The sequence below is a fragment of the Mycolicibacterium obuense genome, from assembly GCF_055397605.1.
Map to the genome: position 1 here is coordinate 2,062,835 of NZ_AP043663.1, position 26,720 is coordinate 2,089,554.

27 protein-coding genes are annotated in these 26,720 nt (G+C 69.4%); 20 read left to right on the forward strand and 7 right to left on the reverse strand.

All coding sequences use genetic code 11. The features are described 5' to 3' along the window. The first annotated feature begins 8 nt into the window (after positions 1-8). The 5 genes from ACZ50N_RS09815 (at position 9) to ACZ50N_RS09835 (ending at position 7,540) form a co-directional block, all read left to right on the forward strand. Entirely contained in the window at positions 9-1,379 is a 1,371-nt protein-coding gene (locus tag ACZ50N_RS09815; protein ID WP_464475248.1) for a cobyrinic acid a,c-diamide synthase CobB, read from the forward strand. Next, the gene (gene cobA, locus ACZ50N_RS09820; RefSeq protein ID WP_048425358.1) at positions 1,376-2,572 is read left to right on the forward strand and encodes a uroporphyrinogen-III C-methyltransferase; all 1,197 of its coding nucleotides are present in this window, start codon (positions 1,376-1,378) and stop codon (positions 2,570-2,572) included. The genes ACZ50N_RS09815 and cobA overlap by 4 nt, the downstream gene beginning before the upstream one ends. A 33-nt stretch (positions 2,573-2,605) precedes the next feature. Next, positions 2,606-4,210, forward strand: a complete 1,605-nt coding sequence (locus tag ACZ50N_RS09825) for an MFS transporter (protein ID WP_046365940.1) — start codon at positions 2,606-2,608, stop codon at positions 4,208-4,210. Positions 4,211-4,291: 81 nt separating this feature from the next. Continuing rightward, a complete protein-coding gene (locus ACZ50N_RS09830; protein WP_111512746.1) occupies positions 4,292-5,761 on the forward strand; it encodes an MFS transporter in 1,470 nt (489 codons plus the stop codon). 36 nt (positions 5,762-5,797) lie between these two features. Next, on the forward strand, positions 5,798-7,540 hold the full coding sequence (locus ACZ50N_RS09835) for a proline--tRNA ligase (RefSeq protein ID WP_046365938.1): 1,743 nt from the start codon (positions 5,798-5,800) through the stop codon (positions 7,538-7,540). Between the two features lie 4 nt (positions 7,541-7,544). Here the strand turns inward: ACZ50N_RS09835 and ACZ50N_RS09840 are convergent, their stop codons facing one another. Continuing rightward, positions 7,545-8,027: a ferritin-like domain-containing protein gene (locus tag ACZ50N_RS09840; protein WP_464475249.1), complete on the reverse strand. Its 483-nt coding sequence runs from the start codon at positions 8,025-8,027 to the stop codon at positions 7,545-7,547. After that, positions 8,024-8,548: a hypothetical protein gene (locus ACZ50N_RS09845; RefSeq protein WP_082133573.1), complete on the reverse strand. Its 525-nt coding sequence runs from the start codon at positions 8,546-8,548 to the stop codon at positions 8,024-8,026. Before ACZ50N_RS09845 ends, ACZ50N_RS09840 begins: the two co-directional genes overlap by 4 nt. A 159-nt stretch (positions 8,549-8,707) precedes the next feature. On the opposite strand from ACZ50N_RS09845, the gene rimP reads away from it, so the two are divergent. From rimP to ACZ50N_RS09880, 7 genes are all read left to right on the forward strand, one after another. Beyond that, on the forward strand, positions 8,708-9,241 hold the full coding sequence (gene rimP, locus ACZ50N_RS09850) for a ribosome maturation factor RimP (protein WP_464475250.1): 534 nt from the start codon (positions 8,708-8,710) through the stop codon (positions 9,239-9,241). Further along, positions 9,238-10,293: a transcription termination factor NusA gene (gene nusA, locus ACZ50N_RS09855; RefSeq protein WP_046366784.1), complete on the forward strand. Its 1,056-nt coding sequence runs from the start codon at positions 9,238-9,240 to the stop codon at positions 10,291-10,293. The genes rimP and nusA overlap by 4 nt, the downstream gene beginning before the upstream one ends. Continuing rightward, positions 10,191-10,760, forward strand: coding sequence for a YlxR family protein (locus ACZ50N_RS09860; protein ID WP_464475251.1), 570 nt, complete (start codon positions 10,191-10,193; stop codon positions 10,758-10,760). Before nusA ends, ACZ50N_RS09860 begins: the two co-directional genes overlap by 103 nt. Before the next feature lie 78 nt (positions 10,761-10,838). Continuing rightward, positions 10,839-13,673: a translation initiation factor IF-2 gene (gene infB / locus ACZ50N_RS09865; RefSeq protein ID WP_133413192.1), complete on the forward strand. Its 2,835-nt coding sequence runs from the start codon at positions 10,839-10,841 to the stop codon at positions 13,671-13,673. Positions 13,674-13,720: 47 nt separating this feature from the next. Beyond that, complete coding sequence (gene rbfA / locus ACZ50N_RS09870; protein ID WP_464475252.1) at positions 13,721-14,236, forward strand: 30S ribosome-binding factor RbfA; 516 nt, start codon at positions 13,721-13,723, stop codon at positions 14,234-14,236. Next, positions 14,217-15,209: a DHH family phosphoesterase gene (locus ACZ50N_RS09875; protein ID WP_464475253.1), complete on the forward strand. Its 993-nt coding sequence runs from the start codon at positions 14,217-14,219 to the stop codon at positions 15,207-15,209. Before rbfA ends, ACZ50N_RS09875 begins: the two co-directional genes overlap by 20 nt. A gap of 6 nt (positions 15,210-15,215) precedes the next feature. Next, positions 15,216-16,538, forward strand: coding sequence for an MATE family efflux transporter (locus ACZ50N_RS09880; protein ID WP_464475254.1), 1,323 nt, complete (start codon positions 15,216-15,218; stop codon positions 16,536-16,538). A 4-nt stretch (positions 16,539-16,542) separates the two neighbouring features. On the opposite strand, the gene ACZ50N_RS09885 is transcribed toward ACZ50N_RS09880, so the two are convergent. After that, positions 16,543-17,304, reverse strand: a complete 762-nt coding sequence (locus tag ACZ50N_RS09885) for an enoyl-CoA hydratase (RefSeq protein ID WP_464468366.1) — start codon at positions 17,302-17,304, stop codon at positions 16,543-16,545. A gap of 45 nt (positions 17,305-17,349) precedes the next feature. On the opposite strand from ACZ50N_RS09885, the gene ACZ50N_RS09890 reads away from it, so the two are divergent. Next, positions 17,350-17,616: a DUF2277 domain-containing protein gene (locus tag ACZ50N_RS09890; protein WP_464475255.1), complete on the forward strand. Its 267-nt coding sequence runs from the start codon at positions 17,350-17,352 to the stop codon at positions 17,614-17,616. Beyond that, the gene (locus tag ACZ50N_RS09895; protein WP_464475256.1) at positions 17,613-18,173 is read left to right on the forward strand and encodes a DUF1802 family protein; all 561 of its coding nucleotides are present in this window, start codon (positions 17,613-17,615) and stop codon (positions 18,171-18,173) included. Before ACZ50N_RS09890 ends, ACZ50N_RS09895 begins: the two co-directional genes overlap by 4 nt. Here ACZ50N_RS09895 and ACZ50N_RS09900 read toward each other — a convergent pair. Both ACZ50N_RS09900 and ACZ50N_RS09905 read right to left on the reverse strand, forming a co-directional pair. After that, entirely contained in the window at positions 18,162-19,799 is a 1,638-nt protein-coding gene (locus ACZ50N_RS09900; protein WP_464475257.1) for a CocE/NonD family hydrolase, read from the reverse strand. The genes ACZ50N_RS09895 and ACZ50N_RS09900 overlap by 12 nt on opposite strands. Positions 19,800-19,817: 18 nt before the next feature. Then, positions 19,818-20,390 (reverse strand): DUF3558 domain-containing protein, encoded by a 573-nt coding sequence (locus ACZ50N_RS09905; RefSeq protein ID WP_046364061.1) that lies wholly within the window; start codon positions 20,388-20,390, stop codon positions 19,818-19,820. A gap of 138 nt (positions 20,391-20,528) precedes the next feature. On the opposite strand from ACZ50N_RS09905, the gene ACZ50N_RS09910 reads away from it, so the two are divergent. Genes ACZ50N_RS09910 through truB form a run of 3 tightly spaced genes read left to right on the forward strand, consistent with a single transcriptional unit; the run spans position 20,529 to position 23,028 of the window. Then, positions 20,529-21,476 carry an ACP phosphodiesterase PptH gene (locus ACZ50N_RS09910; RefSeq protein ID WP_046364062.1) on the forward strand — a complete coding sequence of 316 codons (948 nt, stop codon included), beginning with the start codon at positions 20,529-20,531 and terminating at the stop codon, positions 21,474-21,476. Next, positions 21,473-22,150, forward strand: a complete 678-nt coding sequence (gene pptT, locus ACZ50N_RS09915; RefSeq protein ID WP_133413187.1) for a 4'-phosphopantetheinyl transferase PptT — start codon at positions 21,473-21,475, stop codon at positions 22,148-22,150. The genes ACZ50N_RS09910 and pptT overlap by 4 nt, the downstream gene beginning before the upstream one ends. Next, a complete protein-coding gene (gene truB, locus ACZ50N_RS09920; RefSeq protein WP_464475258.1) occupies positions 22,147-23,028 on the forward strand; it encodes a tRNA pseudouridine(55) synthase TruB in 882 nt (293 codons plus the stop codon). The genes pptT and truB overlap by 4 nt, the downstream gene beginning before the upstream one ends. A 63-nt stretch (positions 23,029-23,091) precedes the next feature. Here truB and ACZ50N_RS09925 read toward each other — a convergent pair whose 3' ends face one another. After that, positions 23,092-23,523, reverse strand: a complete 432-nt coding sequence (locus ACZ50N_RS09925; RefSeq protein WP_046364064.1) for a type II toxin-antitoxin system Rv0910 family toxin — start codon at positions 23,521-23,523, stop codon at positions 23,092-23,094. A 21-nt stretch (positions 23,524-23,544) separates the two neighbouring features. After that, positions 23,545-24,252 (reverse strand): manganese-binding transcriptional regulator MntR, encoded by a 708-nt coding sequence (gene mntR / locus ACZ50N_RS09930; protein ID WP_046364065.1) that lies wholly within the window; start codon positions 24,250-24,252, stop codon positions 23,545-23,547. A gap of 93 nt (positions 24,253-24,345) precedes the next feature. Here mntR and ACZ50N_RS09935 point away from each other — a divergent pair, with 93 nt between their 5' ends. The 3 genes from ACZ50N_RS09935 to ACZ50N_RS09945 all read left to right on the forward strand — a co-directional run bounded on the left by ACZ50N_RS09935 (position 24,346) and on the right by ACZ50N_RS09945 (position 26,566). After that, on the forward strand, positions 24,346-25,320 hold the full coding sequence (locus ACZ50N_RS09935) for a bifunctional riboflavin kinase/FAD synthetase (protein ID WP_046364066.1): 975 nt from the start codon (positions 24,346-24,348) through the stop codon (positions 25,318-25,320). 142 nt (positions 25,321-25,462) lie between these two features. Next, the gene (gene rpsO, locus ACZ50N_RS09940; protein ID WP_046364067.1) at positions 25,463-25,732 is read left to right on the forward strand and encodes a 30S ribosomal protein S15; all 270 of its coding nucleotides are present in this window, start codon (positions 25,463-25,465) and stop codon (positions 25,730-25,732) included. Between the two features lie 18 nt (positions 25,733-25,750). Next, positions 25,751-26,566, forward strand: a complete 816-nt coding sequence (locus tag ACZ50N_RS09945) for a class I SAM-dependent methyltransferase (RefSeq protein WP_464475259.1) — start codon at positions 25,751-25,753, stop codon at positions 26,564-26,566. Positions 26,567-26,720: the final 154 nt, after the last annotated feature.

Below are 26,720 nucleotides of genomic sequence, written 5' to 3' on the forward strand. Positions count from 1 at the left end.
TGCGAGTGGTGAGTACGCCGGGGATCGTCATCGCGGCGCCGTCCTCCGGCAGCGGGAAGACGACGATCGCGACGGGCCTCATGGGCGCGCTGCGACGGGCCGGTCATCGAGTGGCGCCGTTCAAGGTCGGCCCCGACTTCATCGATCCGGGCTATCACGGCATGGCCGCGGGACGGCCGGGCCGCAACCTCGACCCCGTGCTCGTCGGTGATCACTTCATCGGCCCGCTCTACCGCCACGGCAGCGATGACGCCGACATCGCCGTCGTCGAAGGCGTGATGGGCCTGTTCGACGGACGTATCAGCGACGCTCCGGCCGCCGGGGCCGCGCGCGGCTCCAGCGCCCACGTCGCGGGACTGCTCGGGACGCCGGTGATTCTGGTCGTCGATGCCCGCGGACAGAGCCACAGCGTGGGCGCGCTGGTGCACGGCTTCGCCACGTTCGACACTGCGGTCCGGCTCGTCGGCGTGATCCTCAACCGGGTCGGTTCGGCGCGCCACGAGGCGGTGCTGCGGCAAGGTTGCGAGCAGGCCGGAGTGGCCGTGCTGGGCGCCGTTCCCCGGACCGAGGAACTCTCGGTCCCGTCGCGTCACCTCGGGTTGGTCACCGCCGTCGAACACGGCCGGCGAGCGCACGCCGCCGTCGACGCGATGGCGGAACTGGTCGCCCGGCACGTCGATCTCCCCGCCGTCGTCGCCGCCGCCCGCAGCGACGTCTCCGCCGATCCGTGGACCCCGGAACTCGCCGAACCCACCGGCGCACCAGTGACCGTCGCACTGGCCGCTGGCCGCGCATTCACGTTCAACTACGCCGAACACGGCGAACTCCTCGGCGCGGCAGGCGCGGACGTCGTCGCCTTCGATCCGCTCACCGACCCGCTGCCACCGAACACGTCCGCTCTCGTCATCCCCGGTGGCTTCCCGGAGGAGTTCGGTCCGGACCTTTCGGCGAACCACGCGGTGCGCGAACAGATCGCCGCGCTGGCCGGTTCGGGCGCTCCGATCCACGCCGAGTGCGCCGGACTGACCTACCTGGCCGACGATCTCGACGGCCACCCCATGTGCGGGGTGATCCCCGGCTCGGCGTCGTTCACCGAATCCTTGACTTTGGGGTATCGCGACGCCGTGACTGTCACCGACTCGCCGCTGCACCGCATCGGCGATCGTGTCGTCGGACACGAATTTCACCGCACCGCAATGCATTACGCGCCGGATCGGCAGCCCGCCTGGCGCTACCGGGGCCGGTCGGGCGCGATGGTCGACGACGGCGTGGTCCAGGACGGCGTGCACGCGGGCTATCTGCACACCCATCCTGCCGCGCACCCCGAGGCGATCGCCCGCTTCGTCCGGGCGGCGGCACGCTCTAAGCTCGCCGGGTGACCGACAACGCCTATCTGGTGGGCCTACGCCTGGCCGGCAAGAAGGTCGTCGTGGTGGGCGGCGGCACGGTCGCCCAGCGACGGCTGCCCCTGCTGGTGGCCTCCGGTGCCGACGTGCACGTCATCACCATCGCTGCGACCCCTGCGGTGGAGGCGATCGATGGAATCACCCTGACGCTGCGGCCTTTTCGTGACGGGGATCTCGACGGCGCCTGGTATGTGATCGCCGCCACCGACGATCCCGATGTGAACGCCGCTATCGTCGCCGAGGCCGAGAGCCGTCGCGTGTTCTGCGTCCGCGCCGACATCGCCGTGGAAGGTACTGCCGTCACCCCGGCCACGTTCGAGTACGAGGGTCTGTCGGTCGGCGTGCTGGCCGGCGGCGAGCATCGCCGCTCGGCAGCCATCCGCTCGGCGATCCACGAGGCCCTGCAGCAAGGCATGATCACGGCCGACGCGCCCGGCGTGGTGGCCGGCGGTGTCGCGCTGGTCGGGGGAGGCCCGGGTGATCCGGAGCTGATCACCGTGCGCGGGCGCAGGCTGCTCGCCCATGCCGACGTGGTGGTGGCCGATCGGCTCGCCCCGCAGGATCTGCTCGCCGAGCTCTCCCCGGACGTCGAGGTCATCGACGCCGCCAAGATTCCCTACGGCCGCGCGATGGCCCAGGACGCGATCAACGCGGTGCTGATCGATCGGGCGAAGCAGGGCAAGTTCGTGGTCCGCCTCAAGGGTGGCGATCCGTTCGTGTTCGCCCGCGGTCAGGAAGAGGTGATCGCGTGCGCCGATGCCGGCGTTCCGGTCACCATCGTGCCGGGTGTGACCAGTGCCATAGCTGTGCCTGCGCTGGCCGGTGTTCCGGTCACTCACCGCGCGATGACGCATGAGTTCGTGGTGGTCAGCGGCCATCTGGCGCCGGACCACCCCGAATCGTTAGTGAATTGGGATGCGCTCGCCGCTCTGCACGGCACGATCGTTTTGCTGATGGCCGTCGAACGCATCGAACTTTTCGCCAAGGTGTTGCTTGCGGGCGGCCGACCTGCGAATACGCCGGTCCTCGTGGTTCAGCACGGAACGACGTCGGCGCAGCGGAGTTTGCGGACGACCCTCGCTGAGGCGCCAGAACGCATCCGGGCCGAGGGCATCAGGCCCCCCGCGATCATCGTGATCGGGTCTGTGGCGGCCTTCGCGGCTTAAAGAGATATTAAGAGTACTGTAAGGTAACTCGTTATGACGGCTCTCAATGACGCGGAGCGTGCCGCCATCTCTCGGGATGCTGAAGGCAAGGGCCAGCGGGGCGCCAACAAGGCCGTGCCGGCCCGTATCAGGGCGGCTGCCGACGGAGGCGCCGGCTCGCGATTTCCCAAGACCCCGGCGTGGTTGCCGTCGCGGCGCTTCATCGCCGCGGTCATCGCGATCGGCGGTATGCAGCTACTCGCCACGATGGACAGCACGGTCGCGATCGTCGCCCTGCCCAAGATCCAGGACGAGCTGAGCCTCTCGGACGCCGGACGCAGCTGGGTGATCACCGCCTACGTGCTGACCTTCGGCGGCCTGATGCTCCTCGGTGGCCGCCTCGGCGACGTGATCGGGCGCAAGCGGACGTTCGTCGTCGGCGTCGCCCTGTTCACCATCGCGTCGATCCTGTGTGGGTTGGCCTGGAACGAGGCGACCCTCGTGACCGCTCGGCTGTTGCAGGGCGTCGGGGCGGCGATCGCCTCTCCGACGGCGCTGGCACTGATCGCGACCACCTTCCCGAAGGGTCCGGCGCGCAACGCCGCCACCGCGATCTTCGCGGCGATGACGGGCGTCGGCTCGGTGATGGGGCTGATCGTCGGCGGCGCGCTGACCGAGGTGTCGTGGCGCTGGGCCTTCCTGATCAACGTCCCGATCGGCCTGGTGATGATCCACCTGGCCCGAACCACGCTGCGGGAGACCAACCGCGAGCGGCTCAAGCTCGACGCCGCCGGGGCGCTCCTGGCAACAATGGGTTGCACCGCCGCAGTGTTCGCGTTCTCGATGGGTCCCGAGGCCGGCTGGGCCTCGCCGATCACGATCGGCTCCGGTGTCGTGGCGATGGCCTGTGGCCTTGCCTTCCTGTGGGTCGAGCGGACCGCGGAGAACCCCGTGGTGCCCTTCGAGCTGTTCCGCGACCGCAACCGGCTGTCGACCTTCGCGGCGATCTTCCTCGCCGGCGGCGTGATGTTCACGCTCACCGTGCTGATCGGCCTCTACGTGCAGGACATCATGGGCTACAGCGCGCTGAAGGCAGGCGTCGGGTTCATCCCGTTCGTGATCGCCCTGGGCATCGGGCTGGGCCTGTCGTCGGCGCTGGTGTCGAAGTTCCCGCCGCGTGTCCTGGTGATCGGCGGCGGCATCCTGGTGCTGGCCGCGATGCTCTACGGCTCGACGCTGGACGCCAACATCCCCTATTTCCCGAACCTGGTTCTGCCCATCACCATCGGCGGCTTCGGGATCGGCATGATCGTGGTGCCGCTGACGGTCTCGGCGATCGCCGGCGTCGGGTTCGATCAGATCGGGCCGGTCTCGGCGATCGCGCTGATGCTGCAGAGCCTCGGCGGGCCCGTCGTGCTCGCGATCATCCAGGCGGTCATCACGTCGCGCACGCTGTACCTCGGCGGCACCAACGGGCCGGTCAAGGACATGAACGCCATGCAGCTGCACGCTCTCGACCAGGGCTACACCTACGGCCTGCTGTGGGTGGCCGCCGTCGCGGTGATCGTCGGCGGGGCGGCGCTGTTCATCGGGTACACCGCTGAGCAGGTCGCGCATGCGCAGGAAGTCAAGGACGCGATCGACGCCGGAGAGCTGTAGCTCGAGAGCGATTTCGGCGTGATTGTCTGTGCCCAGCGGCGATAAGCACGCCGAAATCACCCACCGGTAGGGTGGCGAACCATGTCCTCCCGGGCTCCGCTGGCGTCCTCGCTGGGCATCGCGATCGTCGCGATCACCGGCATGCAGCTGATGGCCACGCTCGACGGAACCATCGTGATCGTCGCGCTGCCGCGGATGCAGGCAGAACTCGGACTTTCCGATGCGGGCAAGAGCTGGGTGATCACCGCCTATGTGCTGGCCTTCGGTGGGCTGCTGCTACTCGGCGGCCGCATCGGTGACGCCATCGGCCACAAGCGGGCGTTTCTGTCCGGGGTCGGGGTGTTCACGATCGCGTCGCTGATCTGCGGGCTGGCCAACGACGAGGCCACGCTGGTCATCGCCCGCGCAGTCCAGGGCATCGGCGCCGCGGTGGCCGCGCCCACCGGCCTCGCGCTGATCGCCACCACCTACGCCGTCGGGGAGCCGCGCAACCGCGCGCTCGCGGTGTCGGCGGCCATGCAGGGGCTGGGTTCGGTGCTCGGGCTCGTCCTGGGCGGCGCGGTCACCGGTATCTCGTGGCGGCTGGCATTTCTCGTCAACGTGCCGATCGGCATCGTGATCGTCGCGATCACGGTGTTGCGGCTGACCGAGACCCATCTGGAGCGCATCAAGCTCGACATCACCGGGGCGCTGCTGGCCACGCTGGCCTGCACGTCGGCGGTGCTGGTGTTCACTCAGGGCCCTGCCCTGGGATGGGCCGACCCGTGGGTGATCGGCGCCGCCGTGGCCGCCGTCGTGTTCTTCGCCGCGTTCGTGCTCGACGAGCGCGGCGCCGACAATCCCCTCGTACCGCTGTCGATCTTCGACAACCGGCACCGCGTCGCGTCGTTCGTGGCGTACTTCCTGGCCGGCGGAGTCATGTTGACGCTGTCGGTGATGATCGGTCTGCTCGTTCAGGACGTCCTCGGCTATTCGCCGCTGCGGGCGGGCATCAGCTTCCTGCCGTTCGCCGCGGCCTTCGTGGTGGGCAATGTGATCGCCACCTACGTCGCGCCCCGCATCGCGCCTCGTTGGGTGATCCTCGGCGGCGGCGTGCTGGTGCTGCTCGCCATGCTCTACGGATCCACCTTGGACCGGTCCGTGCCGTACTTCCCCGACCTGTTCGTACCCGTCGTGGTCGGCGGGCTGGGCATCGGCGTGATCTCGGTGATCCTGCCGCTGTGCCTGCTCGCCAATGTGCCGGCCCGTCGGATCGGCTCGCTGTCGTCGGTCACGCTGATGGTGTTCAACCTCGGCGGTCCGCTGGTGCTGGTGGTGGTCCAGGCCGTGCAGGTCTCCCGCACGCTGTACCTCGGCGGCACCACGGGCCCGGTGACGGCCATGACGCCCGCCCAACTCGACGCGCTCGGTCAGGGCTACACCTACTCACTGCTGTGGGTGGCGGCGATCGCGATCCTGGTCGGCGTCGCGGCGCTGTTCATCGGCTACTCCGCACGCGACATCGCCCGGGCCCGCGAGACCAGGGAAGCTGTGGAGGCGGGGGAGCTGTAGGCAGGCCGTCGAAAAGGTCGCATAAGGTGGTCGGCTGTGATCACCCGCATGTCCGAGCTGTTCCTGCGCACGCTGCGCGACGACCCGGCCGACGCCGAAGTGGCGAGCCACAAGCTGCTGATCAGGGCCGGCTACGTCCGGCCGGTCGGCCCCGGGCTCTACAGCTGGCTGCCTCTCGGGCTCAAGGTGCTCCGCAAGATCGAGGCGATCATCCGCGAGGAGATGAATGCCATTGGGGGACAGGAGATCCTGTTCCCCGCGCTGCTGCCGCGCGCACCGTACGAGACCACCGCGCGCTGGACCGAATACGGTGACACGCTGTTCCGTCTGCAGGACCGGCGCGACAACGACTACCTGCTGGGCCCCACCCACGAGGAGATGTTCACCCTGACCGTCAAGGGTGAGTACTCGTCGTACAAGGACTTTCCGCTCATCTTGTTCCAGATCCAGAACAAGTACCGCGACGAGGCGCGCCCCCGCGCCGGCATCCTGCGCGGGCGCGAGTTCCTGATGAAGGACTCGTACTCGTTCGACATCGACGACGACGGGCTCAAGAACGCCTATCACGCCCACCGCGAGGCCTACCAGCGGATCTTCGCCCGGCTCGCGGTGCGCTACGTGATCGTCTCGGCGGTGTCGGGCGCCATGGGCGGCAGCGCGTCGGAGGAGTTCCTCGCCGAGAGCGAGGTCGGCGAGGACACCTACGTGCGGTGCGTGGAGTCCGGCTACGCCGCCAACGTCGAGGCCGTCATCACCGCCGTCCCCGAGTCGATCCCGTTCGAGGGTCTCCCGGAGGCGACCGTCTACGAGACCGGCAACACTCCGACGATCGCGACGCTGGTCGACTGGGCGAACTCCGCCGAGCTGGGTCGGACGGTCACCGCGGCCGACACGTTGAAGAACGTCCTGATGAAAGTTCGTGCGCCCGGTGGTGACTGGGAACTGCTGGCGATCGGTGTGCCAGGAGATCGCGAGGTCGACGAGAAGCGGCTCGGTGCCGCGCTGGAGCCGGCCGAGTTCGCGATGATCGATGATGCGGACTTCGCGAAGTACCCGTTCCTGAAGAAGGGGTACATCGGACCGAAAGGCTTGCTGGCCAACGGCGTTCGCTACCTGGTCGATCCCCGCGTGGTGGACGGCACCGCCTGGATCACCGGCGCCGACGAGATCGGCAAGCACGTCGTCGACCTCGTCGCCGGGCGGGACTTCGTCGCCGACGGGACGATCGAGGCCGCCGAGGTGCGGGAGGGCGATCCGTCGCCGGACGGCGCGGGCCCGCTGGTGTCCGCCCGCGGCATCGAGATCGGCCACGTCTTCCAGCTGGGGCGTAAGTACGCCGACGCGTTCTCGGCCGACGTGCTCGGTGAGGACGGCAAACCGGTGCGCTTGACGATGGGTAGCTACGGGATCGGGGTGTCCCGCATGGTGGCGGTGATCGCCGAACAGCAGCACGACGAACTGGGCCTGCGCTGGCCGTCGGCGGTGTCGCCGTTCGACGTGCACGTGGTGATCGCGAACAAGGACCCCGAGGCGCGCGCCGGGGCGACCGAACTGGCCGCCGATCTGGACCGGCTCGGCGTCGACGTGCTGCTCGACGATCGCACCGCATCCCCGGGGGTGAAGTTCAAGGACGCCGAACTGCTCGGTGTCCCGTGGATCGTCGTGGTGGGCCGCGGCTGGGCCGACGGCGTCGTGGAACTGCGCGACCGGTTCAGCGGTGACAAGCGTGACGTCGCTGCGGCGTCGGCGACCGAGGAGATCCTCGCCGCGATCCGCTAGCTGCCTATTCCTTCCCGCCGGGGAACGGCACCGCGACCGGTGTGGCACCGACGACGACGCGCCACCGCGCGGCGGTGACCGCGCTTTCGAGCATCGCGGCCACGCCGAACGCGCGCACCTTCTCGTCGGTCGCCTGCTCGACGACCGCCCGCCACGCGGTCGCGCTGTCTTCTTCCATGCGCACCGCGAGCTTCGCGGCCTGGGCGGGGGTGTCGACCTCCGAGGGCATCGAGTACCCCACCGCGGGCAGGGGGACCGCGCCGCCGGCGTCTTCGAGCATGACGATCGCAGCTTCCCGACGAGCCCGGTGCTCGGCCATCGCATCGGCGACCAGGCTGTTGTCGTCCGGCGTCGAATGCGCTGACACCAGCCCAGAACCGTAGATCGTCGCGTGTTCGACGGCGACGGCGTCGAACAGAGCGCCCAGGGCGGCATCGGTGGGGCGGGTGGCCGGGCCCTGCGTCGGTTCCGGTGTCGGGGAGGTCACTGCGCACCGCCGGGAGAAGCCAGAGCCACCGTGTAGGCGGCCGTGCAGGCGGCGGCGATCGAGGCCAGCAGGCCCGCGCGGTACCCGGACAGCGCCGCCGCCGAGTGCGATGCGCTGTCGGCCGATGCGCGCAGCGCACCCACGACATCGTCGGCGTTCGGCGGAGGTGGCTCGGGGGCGCCCGCGGCCGGGCTGGCCGACGTCGTCACCGTCACTCCGGTGCTCGGCGCGGCCTGCCCGGTCAGCCGGACGATCTCGTCGGACAGGGCTTCGGCGTGCGCGGTGCGCAGTCCGGCGATGTCGGTCAGGGTCGCGGCCGCACGGCCGCGCACCGCCGCGGCGGCCTGGCCGGCCAGGCGGCTGTCCGCGCGCGCCCGGTCGAGCGCGGTGGTCAGGTCGTCGAGGTCCGGTGGGGGAGGCGGCGCACCACAGGCTGTCGCCGCGACGGCCGTCAGCAGGACGAGTCCGGCCAATACCTCACGGCGGCGCAGGGTCGGCGGGCGGCTCGGCACGTGCCTCATCCTGCCATTGCGCCCGGCGTCCACCGGGGGCGACATCGCGGCGGGTGCAGCCCGTGCCGCCCGCCGACGCCGCACTTTCGTTATTCGGATCGCTCGGCTGGCGTATCGTAGGGTCCCGTTCGACCAGTTCGAGAGACAACTCAAGACGAGGAGCCCACCGTGGCGGAGCAGTCCGCGGGATTGCCGTCCCAGCGACAGGTGATCGATTTGCTCGCCGGGGAGTTCGCGCGCGCCGGGTATGACCTCGAGGACGTCGTGGTCGACGCAGCGGCCCGTCCGCCCCGGGTGACAGTGGTCGCCGACGGCGACAAGGGGCTCGATCTCGACGCGATCGCCGAACTGTCCCGCCTCGCCTCGGGGATTCTCGACGATCTCGACTCGCAGGCCTACGTTCTGGAGGTCACCTCGCCGGGCGTGGACCGACCCCTGACCACAGACACCCATTACCGGCGCGCTCAGGGCCGACTGGTCGAACTGGCGTTGGCCGACGGTTCCACACTGGCGGGCCGACTGGGCGAACTGCGCGGCGCCACCGTCGACGTCGTCGTCCGCGACGGACCCCGGCGCGCACTGTCGGTGCGCGAAGTCCCGCGCGAAGACATCGTCAAAGCTGTTGTCCAGGTGGAGTTCTCACCACCGAGTCCGCGTGAGCTCGAGCTTGCGGGGCAGACCGGAAAGCACAGTGAACCATGAACATCGACATGGCCGCGCTGCACGCGATCGAGGCAGACAAGGGAATCTCCGTCGACGTGGTGGTCGAGACCATCAAGTCGGCGCTGTTGACCGCCTACCGACACACCGACGGGCACGAGGCCGACGCCCGGATCGACGTCGACCGCAAGACCGGCGTGGTCAGGGTGATGGCCCGGCAGACCGATGCAGACGGCAACGTGCTGCACGAGTGGGACGACACCCCTGAAGGCTTCGGCAGGATCGCGGCGACCACCGCCCGGCAGGTGATCCTCCAGCGCCTGCGTGACGCCGAGAACGAGAAGAACTACGGCGAGTTCTCCGCGCGCGAGGGCGACATCGTCGCCGGTGTGATCCAGCGCGATGCCCGCGCCAACGCGCGCGGCCTGGTCGTGGTCCGGATCGGCAGTGAGACCAAGGGCTCCGAGGGCGTGATCCCCGCGGCGGAACAGGTGCCTGGGGAAAGCTACGAACACGGAGACCGGCTGCGCTGCTATGTCGTGGGCGTCTCCCGCGGGGCCCGTGAACCATTGATCACGCTGTCGCGCACCCATCCCAATCTGGTTCGCAAACTGTTCTCTCTCGAGGTGCCCGAGATCGCTGACGGCTCGGTGGACATCGTCGCGGTGGCTCGCGAGGCCGGGCACCGCAGCAAGATCGCGGTGGCCTCGCGCGCGCCCGGGCTCAACGCCAAGGGGGCCTGCATCGGGCCGATGGGCCAGCGGGTCCGCAACGTGATGAGCGAACTGTCCGGCGAGAAGATCGACATCATCGACTTCGACGACGACCCGGCGAAGTTCGTCGCCAACGCGCTGTCGCCGGCCAAGGTCGTGTCAGTGACGGTGATCGACGAGGCGGCCAAGGCGGCGCGCGTCATCGTGCCGGACTTCCAGCTCTCGCTGGCGATCGGCAAGGAAGGGCAGAACGCCCGGCTCGCGGCGCGGCTCACCGGATGGCGCATCGACATCCGCAGCGACGATGCGGCGGCCGACACCGGCCGGGACCGCACCGACCGGCGGCCCGACGCTGCCCGCGGCGCGGCGGGCGAACAGTAGCGGCTCACGGCTGCGCCCCGGTCGTCGCGTCGGGGCGGACCGATTTTCTTTTCGACGACGTCGTGACGGTAGACTCAGCTGTGATCCAGCGCGAGACGTCGGCTCGGACGCAGAAAAGCAGCGACAACCCTTCCGGGGGACCGGTGCGGACCTGCATCGGATGCCGACGACGAGAGTTGGCCGTCGATCTGCTCCGAGTTGTCGCCGTCGACGGCGGACAGGGTCCTGGGAATGACACCAGGGCTGTGACCGTTGACGCGGCGAAGAGACTTCCCGGACGGGGTGCATGGCTGCATCCCGACCCAGGGTGTCTACGCGAAGCGGTCCGCCGGCGAGCCTTCGGTCGAGCGCTGCGGATCGCCGGCTCACCGGACATCACCGCGGTGGTCGAGCGTTTCGAGGAATTCGGAACGTCCGAGTCACCCCGGGCAAGAGAACAGGTAGCGAAGAACATGAGCACACCGTGAAGTCCCGATGACCATGCGTCATAGCTAACCCGAGGCGCGGCGCCCACCACCGCTGTCGCCTCTCAGACAGGAGATGTAGTGGCAGGTAAGGCCCGCGTGCACGAGTTGGCTAAGGAACTCGGTGTCACCAGTAAGCAAGTTCTGGCCCGGCTGAGCGAACAAGGAGAGTTCGTCAAGTCGGCGTCGTCCACGGTGGAGGCGCCCGTCGCCCGCCGGTTGAGGGAGTCGTTCGGCGGCTCCAAGCCCGCGTCCGGATCGTCGAGTGGTGCCGGCAGCGCCGGCAACGGCAGCGCGTCGAACGGCGCCCCAGCACCGGCGAAGCCCGGTCCGCGACCCGGCCCCCGTCCGTCGGCACCGGCCGCGCAGCAGCCGTCCGCGCCCGCCCCCGCCGCTCCCGCGGCCCCGCAGGCGCCCGCCGCGAGCGCACCGCCGGCTGCCCCGCAGGCGCCGACCCCGGCCCCGCCGGCTTCGGCATCACCGGCGGCCTCGGCATCTGCTCCGGCTGCGCCCCCGCGCCCCGGTCCGACACCCGGGCCCACCCCGGGTCCGCGCCCCGGCCCCGGTGGCCCGCGCCCCGGCGCCCCCAAGCCCGCCGGGCGTACCCCGCGCGTCGGCAACAATCCCTTCTCGTCCCAGCAGCCCGTCGAACGGCCCGCACCCCGGCCCCCGGCCGGACCCGGCGGCCCTCGCCCGGGCCCCGGTGCCGGCGGCCCGCGTCCCGGCGGCGGTCCGCGCCCTGGCGCATCGCCCGGCAACATGCCCCCTCGCCCGCAGGGTCCCCGCCCCGGCGGCGGCCCGCGTCCCGGCGGTGGGCCGCGTCCCGGCGGTGGTCCGCGCCCGGCACCCGGTGGTGTCGGTCGTCCCGGTGGCGGCGGTGGCGGCGGCGGTAACTACCGCGGCGGCGGCCCCGGCGGCGGTGGCGGTGCCGGTGCCGGCGGTGGCTTCCGCGGTCGCCCCGGTGGCGGTGGCGGCGGACGCCCAGGCCAGCGCGGAGGCGCGGCAGGTGCGTTCGGTCGTCCCGGTGGTGCTCCGAAGCGTGGTCGCAAGAGCAAGCGCGCGAAGAGGGCCGAATACGAGAACATGCAGGCGCCGGTCGTCGGTGGCGTGCGGTTGCCGCACGGCAACGGCGAGACCATCCGGCTGGCCCGCGGCGCCTCGCTGTCCGACTTCGCCGACAAGATCAACGCCAACCCGGCGTCGCTGGTGCAGGCGCTGTTCAACCTCGGCGAGATGGTCACGGCCACACAGTCGGTCGGTGACGAGACGCTGGAACTGCTCGGCAGCGAGATGAACTACGTCGTGCAGGTCGTGTCACCGGAGGATGAGGACCGCGAGCTGCTGCAGTCGTTCGACCTCTCCTACGGCGAGGACGAAGGCGACGAGGACGACCTCGAATTCCGTCCGCCCGTCGTCACCGTCATGGGTCACGTCGACCACGGCAAGACCCGACTGCTCGACACGATCCGTAACGCCACCGTGCGTGAGGGTGAGGCCGGCGGCATCACCCAGCACATCGGCGCCTACCAGGTGACTGTCGACCTCGACGGCTCCGAGCGGCCGATCACGTTCATCGACACCCCGGGTCACGAGGCGTTCACCGCCATGCGTGCCCGCGGCGCGAAGGCCACCGACATCGCGATCCTCGTGGTCGCGGCCGACGACGGCGTCATGCCGCAGACGGTGGAGGCGGTCAACCACGCGCAGGCGGCCGACGTGCCGATCGTGGTGGCGGTCAACAAGATCGACAAGGAAGGCGCCGACCCGGCCAAGATCCGCGGTCAGCTGACCGAGTACGGCCTGGTGCCCGAGGAGTACGGCGGCGACACGATGTTCGTCGACATCTCCGCGAAGGCGGGCACGAACATCGAGGCGCTGCTGGAAGCGGTCATCCTGACCGCCGACGCGTCGCTGGACCTGCGAGCCAATCCGGACATGGAGGCTCAGGGTGTGGCGATCGAGGCCCATCTGGACCGTGGCCGCGGCCCGGTGGCGACCGTGCTGATCCAGCGCGGCACGCTGCGTGTCGGCGACTCGGTGGTGGCCGGCGACGCCTACGGTCGTGTGCGCCGCATGGTCGACGAGCACGGCGAGGACGTCGAGGCGGCCCTGCCGTCGCGGCCGGTCCAGGTCATCGGCTTCACGTCGGTGCCCGGTGCAGGCGACAACTTCCTCGTCGTCGACGAAGACCGCATCGCCCGTCAGATCGCGGACCGCCGCAGCGCGCGCAAGCGCAACGCGATGGCGGCCCGCACCCGCAAGCGGATCAGCCTGGAAGATCTGGATTCGGCGCTGAAGGAAACCAGCCAGCTGAACCTGATCCTCAAGGGCGACAACTCCGGCACCGTGGAGGCGCTGGAGGAGGCCCTGCTCGGTATCCAGGTCGACGACGAGGTCGAGCTGCGCGTCATCGACCGCGGCGTCGGTGGTGTCACCGAGACCAACGTAAACCTGGCGTCGGCGTCGGACGCGATCATCATCGGGTTCAACGTCCGTGCCGAGGGCAAGGCGACGGAGCTGGCCAACCGCGAGGGTGTGGAGATCCGGTACTACTCGGTGATCTACCAGGCCATCGACGAGATCGAGAGCGCGCTCAAGGGCATGCTCAAGCCGATCTACGAGGAGAAGGAACTCGGCCGCGCCGAGATCCGGGCGATCTTCCGGTCGTCGAAGGTCGGCAACATCGCCGGTTGCCTCGTCCAGTCGGGCATCATGCGCCGCAACGCCAAGGCGCGGCTGCTGCGCGACAACGTCGTGGTCGCCGAGAACCTCACGATCTCCTCGCTCAAGCGTGAGAAGGACGACGCCACCGAGGTCCGTGAAGGCTACGAGTGCGGTCTGACGCTGACCTACTCCGACATCAAGGAAGGCGACGTCATCGAGACCTACGAACTGGTCGAGAAGGCACGCACGTAGCCGCCTGATGAACCGCTTGATGAACGAAGTGAAGAAGGCAATCTGACATGGCTGATCCCGCACGGGCGAAGCGGTTGGCCAAGCGCATCTCCACGGTGGTCGCCTCGGCGATCGAATACGAGATCAAGGATCCCCGGCTCGCCGGGGTGACCATCACGGATGCCAAGGTCACCAACGACCTGCACGACGCCACGCTGTACTACACGGTCATCGGCCGATCGCTGGACGAGGACCCCGACTACGCCGGTGCCGCCGCGGCGCTCGAGAGTGCCAAAGGCGTGCTCCGCACCAAGGTCGGGGCCTCGCTGGGGGTGCGCTTCACCCCGACGCTGGCCTTCCAGCGAGACACCGTTCCCGACGCGGCCCACCGTATGGAGGAGCTGCTGGCCAAGGCGCGCGCCGCGGATGAGGATTTGGCGAGAGTTCGGGAAGGTGCCAAGCACGCAGGCGACGCCGACCCGTACCGTATAACTGGGGCGGAGGACGAGGGCCGGGGGCCAGACGAGGCGGACGCTGAGGACACTGGTGACTTCGACACGCTCCATGACAGATACGACCGCTGACGCCTTGATGACCGGTGCCCGGGTCGACGCCCGAGGCGCCGCAGACCTGGTGTCGTCCGCCGACTCGGTCAGCGTGCTCTGCCATGTGCATCCCGACGCCGACACCGTGGGCGCGGGGCTGGCGCTGGCTGTGGTGCTCGACCGGATCGGTACCAGCGTGCAGGTCACCTTCGCCGAGCCGCAGGACCTTCCCGATTCCCTGGCGACGCTGCCCGGTGGCCGGCTGTTGGTGGCGCCCGAGGACGTGCGCCGTGACGTCGACCTGGTCGTCACGGTCGACGTGCCCAGTGTCAACCGACTCGGCGCGCTGGCCGACCTGGTGACCGGCGACCGCCCGGTGCTGGTCATCGACCATCACGCCAGCAACCAGATGTTCGGGACGGCGAACTTCGTCGATGCGGCAGCGGATTCGACGACGATGCTGGTCGCCGATCTGCTCGACGCGTGGGGGGAACCCATCGACGAGGCCGTCGCGCACTGCATCTACGCAGGGCTGACCACCGATACCGGATCGTTCCGCTGGGCCAGTGCCCGGGCGCTGCGACTGGCCGCGCGGCTGGTCGACCTCGGCATCGACAATGCCGGTGTCAGCCGGGCGCTGATGGACACGCACCCGTTCGCGTGGCTGCCGATGTTGTCGCGTGTGCTGGGTACCGCGCAGCTCGACACTCAGGCGTGCGACGGTCGCGGCTTCGTCTACGCCGTGGTGTCACATCAGGAGTGGACCGACGCCCGGCCCGAGGAGGTCGAGAGCATCGTCGACATCGTGCGCACCACGCAGCAGGCCGAGGTGGCCGCGGTGTTCAAAGAGATCCGGCCGGCGCAGTGGTCGGTGTCGATGCGCTCCAAGGCACTCAACGTGTCGACGGTCGCGGCGACGTTCGGCGGCGGTGGGCACCGGTTGGCCGCGGGGTTCTCGGCCACGGGCAGCGCCGAGGATGTCGTGTCGGCTCTGCGCAGGGTTCTCGGCTGACTTTTCTTGTCTGACACCGACGGGGCCTTGGCGCCCGCCACCAGCCGGCGGATCGCCGCCCTGGCCTTCCCGGCGCTCGGCGTGCTCGCCGCCGAACCTCTCTATCTCCTCTTCGACCTCGCCGTCGTCGGACGCCTCGGTGCACTGAGTCTCGCCGGGCTGGCGATCGGCGCGCTGATCATGGGCGTGTTGAGCTCGCAGCTGACGTTCCTGTCCTACGGCACCACCGCTCGTGCGGCACGCTTCTACGGCCGTGGCGACCGCGCCGCCGCGGTCGCCGAAGGCGTGCAGGCGACGTGGTTGGCGGCGGCGATCGGCACGCTGGTGGTCGTCGCGGTCCAGATCTTCGCGGTCCCGCTCGTCACGGCACTGGCGGCCGGCGGCGACATCGCGGCGACGGCTCTGCCGTGGGTGCGCAGCGCGAGTCTGGCGGTCCCGGCCATCTTGGTGGCGGCTGCGGGGAACGGCTGGATGCGCGGGGTGCAGGACACCGCCCGGCCGCTGCGCTACGTCGTGATCGGGTTCGCGATCGCGGCGGTGCTGTGTCCGACGCTCGTGTACGGCTGGTTCGGCGCGCCGGCTCTGGGGTTGGCCGGTTCGGCGGTGGCCAACGTCACCGGCCAGTGGCTGGCGGCCCTGCTGTTCCTGCGTGCACTGCGGGTCGAGCGGGTACCGATCCGCCCGCGCCCGGCGGTACTGCGCGCCCAGCTGGTGATGGGTCGCGACCTGGTGATCCGGACGATGGCGTTCCAGGCGTGCTTCATCTCGGCGGGTGCGGTGGCTGCACGGTTCGGTGCCGCGGCCGTGGCGGCGCACCAGGTGGTCCTGCAGCTGTGGAGTTTCCTTGCGCTGGTGCTGGATTCGTTGGCGATCGCAGCGCAATCGCTCGTGGGCGCGGCGCTCGGTGCGGGCAGGCTGCGGCATGCGCAGTCGGTGGCGTGGCGGGTGACGGTGTTCTCTGCCGTCGCGGCCTGCGTGCTGGCGGCGTTGTTCGCGCTCGGCGCTTCGGTGCTCCCGGGGGTGTTCACCGACGATCGCACGGTGCTCGACGAGATCAGCGTGCCGTGGTGGTTCCTGGTGGCGCAGCTGCCCGTCGCCGGGGTGGTGTTCGCTCTCGACGGCGTGCTGCTCGGTGCGGGCGACGCCCGGTTCATGCGCACGGCGACGCTGGCCAGCGCGCTGTTGGGGTTCCTGCCCCTGATCTGGCTGTCGCTCGCGTTCGGGTGGGGGCTGCTCGGCATCTGGTCGGGGCTGAGCACGTTCATGGTGCTACGGCTGGCGTTCGTCGGCTGGCGCACGCTCTCGGGTCGCTGGCTGGTCCCGGGCTGACCCGTCAGCGCACCTGGCTGCGGCCGCGCTCGATCACCGAGGCGCGGCTCGTCGCGACGTCGTCGCCGGAGGTGCTCTTCATCCACTCCCGCGCCGAGGCCGCCTCCAGCCACAGCGCGCCACTGGTCTGTGTGTCGTCGATGAGGTGGTAGGACGTCATCAGTGCACGCACGGCCTTCTGGTTGTTCCCGACGATCGACGTCGCGACCTGACGCGCAGTGTCGAGAAGTTGATCGTGCGGCACGACCTGCGTGACCAGGCCGGTGCGCAGCGCCTCCTGCGCCGACAGATAATCCCCGGTCATGCTCATGCGGCGCGCCATCCCGACGCCCACCTTCTGCGGCAGCCGAACCGAGAGCCCCCACGTCGGCAGAAGTCCCACTCGGGCGTGGGTGTCGGCGAACCGCGCGTGCTCCGACGCGATCAGAATGTCGCAGTACAAGGCGATTTCGAGCCCACCGGTGACCGCCGCGCCGTTGATCGCACCGATCACCGGCTTCGACATCGGCGGCCACTTGGGGGAGATGTCCGGTAGCTCTGTGGTGTCGCCGAGTTCCTTGAGGTCCAGTCCGGCACAGAACACCGGGTCGGCACCGGTGATGATGACGACGTCGACGGCGTCGTCGTTCTCCGCCTCGCGCAGCGCGCTGTAGAACTGGCTGCGCAGCGTCGCGGACAGCGCGTTGCGCGCATCGGGTCGGTTCAGCGTCAGCGTGCGAATCCGATCGCGCGTGTCGATGAGCAGGACGTCGGAGGCGTTGGTCATTCGCTCACCGTATCGGGGCACCGGCCCGCGCCTATCGTGGAGGTCATGTGCCGAAACATCACCGAATTGCGTGGTCTGGAACCGGCGGCGACCGACGAGGAGGTCCAGGCCGCCGCGCGTCAGTACGTCCGCAAGGTCAGCGGTATCACCCGACCGTCCGGGGCGAATGTCGACGCGTTCGAGGCCGCGGTGGCCGAGGTGACCGCGACGACCCGGCGCCTGCTCGCCGGTTTGCAGCCGCGCAGACAACCTCCCAAAACCGTTCCGCCTCTTCGTCGTCCCGAGGTGCAGGCGCGCCTCGCCCGATCGTGACCGCGACGCTGACCAGCCCCGGGCTCAAGGAGTGGAGCGCGGCAGTACACGCGCTGCTCGACGGCAGGCAGACGGTGCTGCTGCGCAAAGGCGGGATCCACGAAAAGCGCTTCGAGGTGGCCGCGCCGCGTTTCCTGTTGTTCCCCACGGTGGCGCACAGCCACACCGAACGCGTGAGACCCGAACACCGCGATCTGCTCGGGCCCGCGGCAGCGGACAGCACCGACGACGAGGTCGTGGTGCGTGCCGGCGCCCGCGTGATCGACACGATCGAGGTCAACCGCCCTGACGAGCTCGACGACATTGCCGACCAACACATCTGGACCGCGAACTCGGTACGCGAAGATCGGCTGGACTTCCGCCCCCGGCATCGGCTGACCGTGCTCGTCGTGTCCGCCGCGGCACTGGCCGAACCTGTGACGCTGCCGCGCACCCCCGACTACCGCGGATGCACCAGCTGGGTGAACCTGCCGATCACGCCCCGGTGGGGTCCGCCGGTGCACGACGACGCGACGCTGCGTCGGATCGCCGCGCGCGTGTGCCGCTCAGTCGGCTGACGGCAGCACCAGCCGGGACCGGCCGTCCAGCGTCACCGTGTGGCGGGCCGTCGTCAATGTCGTTGCTGTGGAGAGCGTTTCGCCCGAACCCAGGTTGCGGACGAACCGGGGGTGCGATCCGCCGGCGATCAGGACCCGGATGCGGGATCCGGCGGGGAAGACGCGGGCCATCGCGTCGAGATCGATCCGCACACTGTCCGCATCGGGCACTGATGCGAGGTATCCGTCGCTGACATTGCGTGAACGACCCTGTGCGTCGACCTCACTGAGGCGGACGAACAGGTCGTTGTAGGGGTTCGCGCATCGGTGCGCCAGTTCCACGAACGGCTCGCCGATCACCCGGAGATCGGCTGCCAGGGGCGCGCTGGTGAAGGTCAGCACGTCGGCGCGGCGGGCGAGGGCGGTGTCATCTCGGTAGCCGGCGGCGGGGGAGAGCAGCCGACCGCCGATGGTCGGGGTGGGGTCGGAGGGGTTGTAGACGAAGGTGGCTTCCCCGGCCGGTGCCGGTTGCTCGGCGCCGAGGCGGTGCGACGGCTGCAGGTGGAACACCTGCTCGGTCGACGCGGGCGGCCAGTCCGGCAGGTCGTACCAGCCGGACCCCTGCCCGGCGCCGCCGACATGGATGCGCACCGGTGAAGCGCGCTGCAGTGGGACCCCATCTGGATCGGCGCCGAGGTGGGCGCCGAGCCAGTCCAGCGATTCGCGCAGTGCGGTCGGTGCCGCGCTCGTCATCATGTGCGAGTGGGTCCACGGGCCCACCGTCAGGCCCGTCGTCACTCCTCGGGCATGCAGTCGGCGGTACTGCTCGAGCGTCTGCTCGAGGAACAGGTCCTGCCAGCCGGACAGCAGCAGCACCGGAACATCGGTGCGCTCCAGGGCGTCGCCGAGGTGCAGGCCCGTCCAGAACGGGTCCCCGCTGTCGGGGTGATCGAGCCATGATTCGAACCATCTCGCCCCGTCACCGAGCAACGCCCGACTGGACTCGCCGAGCGGCACACCCAGCGATGCGGCGGCGACCTGCCGCTGCGCGCGGGCTTGCCGCAGGAGCTGCCGCACCCGGTGCCCGTCCTCCTGACGGCCGACCAGATCGCTCCACCCGAGGAAGTCGTTGAGCGCGAACGAGCCGGTGCCCCAGCGCGGCCCGGTGACGTCGTGGGGGCCCACAGTGATGACCGCGGCCTTCAGTTCTGGGGGCGGATCGGCCAGCAGCGCCCACTGTGTCCAGCCGAGATAGGACAGTCCGATCGTGCCGAACGTGCCGGTGAACCACGGCTGCTCACGCAGCCAGGCGACGGTGTCGGCACCGTCGTCGACCTCGTGGACGAACGGATCGAACGCACCACCTGAGCCGAAGGTGCCGCGCACGCTCTGCAGCAGCACGTGGTAGCCGCGTGCGGCGTACACCTGCGCGTACAGCGCCGCGAACGGCCAGGCCCGGCCGTAGGGGCCGCGCACCAGCAGGGTTCCCGCGGGGGTCCCGCTGCGCGGTGCGTAGTGGTCGGCGACCAGGTCGATCCCGTCGCGCATCGGCACCCGCATGCTGCGCTCGACGTCGACCTCGGTGCTCGGCGGCGGGAGATGGAGCAGGCTGGAGAGCCGGCTCGTCACGGCATGCTTGACGCTCACCCGCGCCAGGTTACGTACTCAGAATTTGTAGAACGGTGCCAGCTCGTGCGCGCGCTGCAGATTGGTCTGCATGCAGTCCGGGTCGGGTTCGGAGTAGATCGGTGAATAGAACAGCGACTGCTGGATCACGCCGTAGCTGGTCTTGAACGCGATCATGCAGGTGATCCACCACCGGTTGTTCCAGTCGGTGGGCTTCATAATCCAGTACTGCGCCGCGCGGTGGCCGTCGATGTCGAGCTCGACCGCGTCGGCCGGCAGCGTCTGCTCGTAGGTGCGCCACACGAATGCCTCGACGGCCATCTGATAGTTGCCGGCGTCGTAGTGGCAGCGCAGAGCGTCCTCGGGGTCGGGCGGGGTGTAAGCCAGCCCGATGCGCTGGACGACGTCGAGCGGGATGTCCCGGCACGGATCGAACGGGTCGGGGTTGACGGTCGCGATCACCGGCGACTTGATCGTGGTCATCGGAATGTCGGTGGATCGCAGCTGGACTGCGTCCGGACCGGCCGCCGGGTCCGGTTGCACCTGGGACACCACCACCACAGCGGCGACGAGAGCACACAGTGCCGACAGCAGTCGCGCCTTCGCGAGCATCGCACCCCTCAAATCCTGATTCGGCCCCGTCCCTGCCCGGAGTGTAACGGCCGGTGACCGGCCGCACGGCAAGACCTTAGAACCTGTTCTAGTTGCCGGGCGGCGGGGGTGTGCGGGGCACCAGTAGGCTGACAGGTTGTGAACTCCGAGGATCGCCGCCCGACGCTGTGGGCGGTCAGCGATCTTCACACCGGGCACACCGGGAACAAGCCGGTCACCGAGTCGCTGCACCCCGCGTCGCCCGATGACTGGCTGATCGTCGCCGGCGACGTGGCCGAGCGCACCGACGAGATCCGGTGGGCGCTGGACCTGCTGCGCAAGCGGTTCGCGAAGGTCATCTGGGTGCCGGGCAATCACGAGTTGTGGACCACGACCCGCGATCCGATGCAGATCTTCGGCAAGTCCCGCTACGACTACCTGGTCACGATGTGTGACGAGATGGGCGTGATCACCCCCGAGCACCCGTTCCCGGTGTGGACCGACGAGGGTGGCCCGGCGACGATCGTGCCGATGTTCCTGCTCTACGACTACTCGTTCCTGCCGCAGGGGGCGGGCACCAAGGCCGAGGGTCTGACGATCGCCAAGGACCGCAACGTCGTGGCGACCGACGAGTACCTGCTCTCGGCCGAGCCGTACTCCACGCGCGACGCGTGGTGCCGCGAGCGGGTCGCCTACACCCGCAAGCGGCTCGAGGACCTGGACTGGATGGACCAGACCGTGCAGGTCAACCACTTCCCGATGGTGCGCGACCCTTGCGACGCGCTGTTCTATCCCGAGTTCGCGATGTGGTGCGGCACCACCGCGACTGCGGACTGGCACACCCGCTACAACGCGGTGTGCTCGGTCTACGGCCACCTGCACATCCCGCGGACCACCTGGTACGACGGGGTGCGCTTCGAGGAGGTGTCGGTCGGTTACCCGCGCGAGTGGCGGCGCCGTCGGCCCTACCGATGGTTGCGCCAGATCCTGCCCGATCCGCAGTACAGCCCCGGCTATCTCAACGAGTTCGGCGGCCACTTCCAGATCACGCAGGAGATGCGGGATCACGCCGAGAAGATGCAGCAACGCATCAGGGACAGGGCATGATCGCCGCAACCCTGCTGGCCGGCGTGCTGCCCGGCGACCTGGATGGGCTGGCCGCGGCCGAATTGTATTCCGACCCCAGGGAATTGGCGCCGCTGCCCGAAGAGGAGCCGCTGATCGCCAAGTCGGTGCCCAAACGCCGCAACGAGTTCATCAGCGCGCGCTACTGCGCGCGCCAGGCGCTGGTCGAACTCGGCGCAGAACCTGCCCCGATCCTCAAGGGAGACAAGGGCGAACCGCGTTGGCCCGACGGGTTCGTCGGCAGCCTGACCCACTGTGAGGGATTTCGCGGCGCCGCGGTCGGACGCAGCGAGCGGGTCCGCTCGGTGGGTATCGATGCCGAACCGAACGGGGTGCTGCCCGACGGTGTGCTCGACGCGATCAGCATCCCGGCGGAGCGCTCGGAACTGAGAGCCCTGCCGTCCGGCGTGCACTGGGACCGAGTGTTGTTCTGCGCCAAGGAAGCCACGTACAAGGCGTGGTTCCCGCTGACGCGGCGGTGGCTCGGGTTCGAGGATGCCCACATCACCTTCGACGTCGACGGATCGGGTCAGGCCGGCACGTTCACCTCCGAGATCCTGATCGACCCCGAGGCGCTGTCCGGTCCGCCGCTGACGGCTCTGAACGGTCGGTGGGCGGTGCGAAGCGGCATCACGCTGACCGCGATCGTGCTGTGAGCACGCCGGGCCTGGTCATCGTCGACAAACCGGCCGGGATGACGAGCCACGACGTGGTGGGCCGGTGCCGCCGGCTGTTCGGTACCCGCAAGGTGGGCCATGCCGGGACCCTGGACCCGATGGCGACCGGGGTGCTGGTCGTCGGCATCGACCGGGCCACCAAGATCCTGGGTCTGCTGACCGCGACCGACAAGTCCTATGACGCGACGATCCGGCTGGGGCAGACGACGACCACCGAGGACGCCGAAGGTGAACTACTCCGATCTGTGTCGGCGGCTGGGGTGACCGACGAGCAGATCGAGGCCGCGGTGGCGCCGCTGCGGGGAGCCATCGAGCAGATCCCGTCCGCGGTCAGCGCGATCAAGGTCGCCGGTAAGCGGGCCTATCAGATGGTGCGCGACGGGGAGGCGGTCGAGTTGCCCGCGCGTCCGGTGCGCATCGACCGCTTCGACGTCCTGGCGGTGCGCCGCGGTGGAGGTGTCGTCGATGTCGATGTGGCGGTGGACTGTTCAAGCGGTACCTACATCCGAGCGCTCGCCCGCGATGTGGGGGACACGCTCGGGGTGGGGGGCCATCTCACCGCGCTGCGGCGCACCCGGGTGGGCCGGTTCGGCCTCGACCACGCCCGCACGCTGGAGCAGCTCGCCGACGCACCGACGTTGAGCTACAGCCTCGACGATGCCTGCCTGCAGGCGTTTCCGCGCCGAGACCTGACCGACGCCGAGGTGATCGACACCGGACACGGCCGCCCGTTGGCGGCCGCCGGTGTCGACGGCGTCTATGCGGCGACGGCACCGGACGGCCGGGTGATGGCACTGCTGCGCGACGCCGGGGAGAGAACCGCCTCGGTGGTCGTGATCCGGCCGGCGACGCTGTAGAGCCGCTGGTCGCGAATGTCGTTCGCGTGCTTCGCGATATCGTCGGAGCTCGAACTCCGACTGCTACGCGTAGAGCTTCTCGAACTTCTTGATCGACGCGTCGAGGTCGCCCTTCACCGCTCGTGATGCCGCGGCACCGATCGGTCCGAACAACGGCGCGCCGCCGAGATCCATCCGGAGGGTGAATGCGCACCCGTCCTTGGTGTCGGCGACGTTCATCGAGAGCTTGTACCGGGTTCCTCCGACGCCCTCGCCGCTGATCGCCAACGTCTTGGGGGGATCGAGCTCGCGGACCGTCCACGTCACACGGTTACGCATTCCCTTTGCCCCGGCGACCCCCACGATCGTGGTGCCGACCGCGAGTTCGCCGGGCAGATCGGAGCGCCAACCCTGGTGCAGCACCATCCAGTCCCCGAGTGTGGACAGGTCGGACACGTGCGCCCAGGCATCGTCGGCCGACATCGGCAGGGATCGGGACAGTTCGAGTTTGGCCATCTCGCGTGCGCTCCTATGCAATCACTGTGCAATGACCCAGATTGCTTCTGCGGCTGGGCTTCCTAAATCGACGGTCATCTCGTCCGGTCCGTCGCTGTCGTGAGGATCGTGCACGGCGACCGAGATCATGCCGGCGAAATCCCGCCGCGCGACCACCCGGATGTGCGAATCCAGGTTGATGCCCACGGAGTCGAAGTAGCGCAGCATCTCCGGATCGGCGTCGGAGATCCGGGCGATCGTGCCCGCCTCGCCGTTCTGGCAGGCCGACAGCTGGCGGGCCGGCGGGGTGGGCACGCGGCCGTCGGCGGCGGGAATCGGATCTCCGTGCGGATCGCGCGTCGGGTAGCCGAGCTTGGCGTCGATGCGGTCGAGCATCCGGTCGGAGACGGCGTGTTCGAGCACCTCGGCTTCGTCGTGCACCTCATCCCAGCCGTAGCCGAGCTCGCGCACCAGGAAGGTCTCCATCAGCCGGTGGCGGCGGACCATGGCCAGCGCCGCATGGCGTCCCGCGTCGGTCAGCGTCACCGCGCCGTACTTCTCGTGATCGACCAATCCCTGGTCGGCGAGCTTGCGGATGGACTCCGACGCGGTGCTGGCCGAGACGCCGATTCGCTCGGCGAGCAGCTTGGTGCTCACCTTTTCGTGGGACCACTCCTGCGCCGTCCAGATGACCTTCAGGTAGTCCTGGGCCACCGTCGTCAGCTCCGGCGGCTTGGCTTCAGGACTCATAAGTCCAAGAGTTTAGGCAAACATCACCTGATCCGGTGGCGCTGCTTCGCCACAGTTCGAGCCGGCGTCGCCGGCACGCCGTAGGCTTGCGGCGTGCAACGCTGGCGGGGTCAAGACGACATCCCCACCGACTGGGGCCGGTGCGTCGTCACCATAGGGGTGTTCGACGGCGTCCACCGGGGTCATCAGGAACTGATCAACGGCGCGGTCAAGGCCGGCCGCGCCCGGGGCGTACCCACCGTGCTGATGACCTTCGACCCCCATCCGATGGAGGTCGTGTTCCCGGGCAGTCACCCCGCCCAACTGACGACGCTGACCCGGCGCGCCGAGCTCGTCGAGGAAATGGGCATCGACGTGTTCCTGGTCGTCCCGTTCACCGCCGACTTCATGAAGCTCACGCCTGAGCGCTACATCCATGAACTGCTCGTCGAGCGCCTCCACGTGGTCGAGGTCGTGGTGGGGGAGAACTTCACGTTCGGCAAGAAGGCGGCCGGCAACGTCGAGCTCCTCCGCAAGGCCGGTGAGCGGTTCGGATTCGCGGTGGATTCGCTGAGCCTGGTGGCCGAACACCACCGCGACGAGACGGTCACCTTCTCCTCGACCTACATCAGGTCCTGCGTGGATGCCGGCGACATGGTGGCGGCCGCCGAGGCGCTGGGCCGCGCCCACCGGGTGGAAGGCGTGGTCGTACGCGGCGACGGCCGGGGCCGCGACCTCGGTTTCCCGACCGCCAACGTGGCCCCGCCCATGTACTCGGCGATCCCCGCCGACGGTGTCTACGCCGCGTGGTTCACGGTGTTGGGGCACGGACCGGTCGTCGGCACCGTGACGCCGGGAGAGCGGTACCAGGCGGCGGTGTCGGTGGGTACCAATCCCACGTTCTCCGGCCGCACCCGCACCGTCGAGGCGTTCGTGCTCGACACCAGCGCCGATCTGTACGGCCAGCACGTCGCCGTGGACTTCGTCGCGCGGCTGCGGGGCCAGGAGAAATTCGACTCGGTGGACGAGCTGATCGTCGCGATGAACGCCGACACCGACCGCGCCCGCACGATCCTGTCGGCCCGCTGAAGCGAATCGGGGCCCGCGCCCTGCGCGAATTGGGGTCGAGTCGCGGGCGCTGCTAGACTCCTCGCCGACCTGGTGCGCGCTGCAGTTCGCGGTGGCCGCACCCTAGATTCTCACTCGCGGACCGAATCGATGGAGTTGTTTCGTGGCGCTCACTGCCGACCAGAAGAAGGAAATCCTGGGCCAGTACGGCCTGCACGACACCGACACGGGGTCGCCGGAAGCCCAGGTCGCCCTGCTGACCAAGCGGATCTCGGATCTCACCGAGCATCTCAAGCAGCACAAGCACGATCACCACTCGCGCCGCGGCCTGTTGCTGCTCGTCGGCCGTCGCCGCCGGCTGCTCAAGTACGTCGCCCAGGTCGACGTCGCGCGCTACCGCTCGCTGATTGAGCGCCTCGGCTTGCGCCGCTGACGCGCTAACGTCACACGGGTGGCAACACCCGACTACGTCCTCGGCAGCGACGACGCCGAGATCGCCCGCCTGCAGGGTCAGGCCGCGATCATCGCCGAACCCACCGACATGCTTTTTCGGCGTGGCGGGCTGCGTCCCGGCATGCGCGTTCTCGATCTGGGCAGCGGTCCCGGCGACGTGTCGTTTCTCGTCGCCGGCATCGTCGGTGACGAGGGTTCAGTGCTGGGGCTCGAACAGGACCCCGCGCAGCTGGCCGTCGCCGAACAGCGCCGCGAGCATCTCGGGCTGGGCAATGTCCTGTTCGAGCAGGGCGACGCTCGCACGTTCGTCAGCGACGAACCGTTCGACGCCGTGGTCTGCCGGCTGCTGCTGATGCACCTACCCGACGCGGCCGACGTGCTGGCTCACCACCGCCGCAACCTGCGTCCGGGTGGCGTGTTCATCGCCGTCGACTACGACATGACCGGCGCCCGGGCGCTGCCCGAGGTCGATCTCTTCACCCGTGTCGGTGATTGGATTCAGGCCGGCTTCGCCCACGCTCAGGCCGATGCGGCGGTCGGGATGCGATTCCCCGTCCTCTTCGAGCAGGCCGGCTATGCCGATGTCGGCACCCTCGGTCTGCAGGTGTACTTCCCGCCCCAGGCACGCCAAGCGGCGGGTTACGTCGTCGGGGTGGTGCGGGCTCTCGAGGACGCGATCATCGCGTCCGGCGCGGCCACTGCCGACGATCTGGACCTCGCCACGCTCGAGCAACGCCTCGGCGAAGCGATCGAGGAGCGCGGTGCGGTGTGGACGATGCCGACGATCGTCGGCGGATGGGGCCGGCGCGCCTGACCGTCGTTTTTCGCCGGACACGGGCCGCAGAGTACGATGGCCTGGTTCGGCTCCGGGTTTTCTCGAGGCGGACACCTGGGTGCGGTCATCGCAGACCCGCGAGTGCCGTTCCCGCACGTCGCATCGCCGACCCGCTCGATCGCGCGGTCTTCGG

Excerpts from the sequence above, each read along its gene's own strand:
- ACZ50N_RS09825 (WP_046365940.1), top strand. The coding sequence starts at position 2,606 with ATGACGGCTCTCAATGACGCGGAGCGTGCCGCCATCTCTCGGGATGCT.
- ACZ50N_RS09830 (WP_111512746.1), top strand. The coding sequence starts at position 4,292 with ATGTCCTCCCGGGCTCCGCTGGCGTCCTCGCTGGGCATCGCGATCGTC.
- ACZ50N_RS09845 (WP_082133573.1), bottom strand. The coding sequence starts at position 8,548 with ATGAGGCACGTGCCGAGCCGCCCGCCGACCCTGCGCCGCCGTGAGGTA.
- nusA (WP_046366784.1), top strand. The coding sequence starts at position 9,238 with ATGAACATCGACATGGCCGCGCTGCACGCGATCGAGGCAGACAAGGGA.
- ACZ50N_RS09860 (WP_464475251.1), top strand. The coding sequence starts at position 10,191 with ATGGCGCATCGACATCCGCAGCGACGATGCGGCGGCCGACACCGGCCG.
- rbfA (WP_464475252.1), top strand. The coding sequence starts at position 13,721 with ATGGCTGATCCCGCACGGGCGAAGCGGTTGGCCAAGCGCATCTCCACG.
- ACZ50N_RS09875 (WP_464475253.1), top strand. The coding sequence starts at position 14,217 with ATGACAGATACGACCGCTGACGCCTTGATGACCGGTGCCCGGGTCGAC.
- ACZ50N_RS09885 (WP_464468366.1), bottom strand. The coding sequence starts at position 17,304 with ATGACCAACGCCTCCGACGTCCTGCTCATCGACACGCGCGATCGGATT.
- ACZ50N_RS09890 (WP_464475255.1), top strand. The coding sequence starts at position 17,350 with ATGTGCCGAAACATCACCGAATTGCGTGGTCTGGAACCGGCGGCGACC.
- ACZ50N_RS09905 (WP_046364061.1), bottom strand. The coding sequence starts at position 20,390 with ATGCTCGCGAAGGCGCGACTGCTGTCGGCACTGTGTGCTCTCGTCGCC.
- pptT (WP_133413187.1), top strand. The coding sequence starts at position 21,473 with ATGATCGCCGCAACCCTGCTGGCCGGCGTGCTGCCCGGCGACCTGGAT.
- ACZ50N_RS09925 (WP_046364064.1), bottom strand. The coding sequence starts at position 23,523 with ATGGCCAAACTCGAACTGTCCCGATCCCTGCCGATGTCGGCCGACGAT.
- mntR (WP_046364065.1), bottom strand. The coding sequence starts at position 24,252 with ATGAGTCCTGAAGCCAAGCCGCCGGAGCTGACGACGGTGGCCCAGGAC.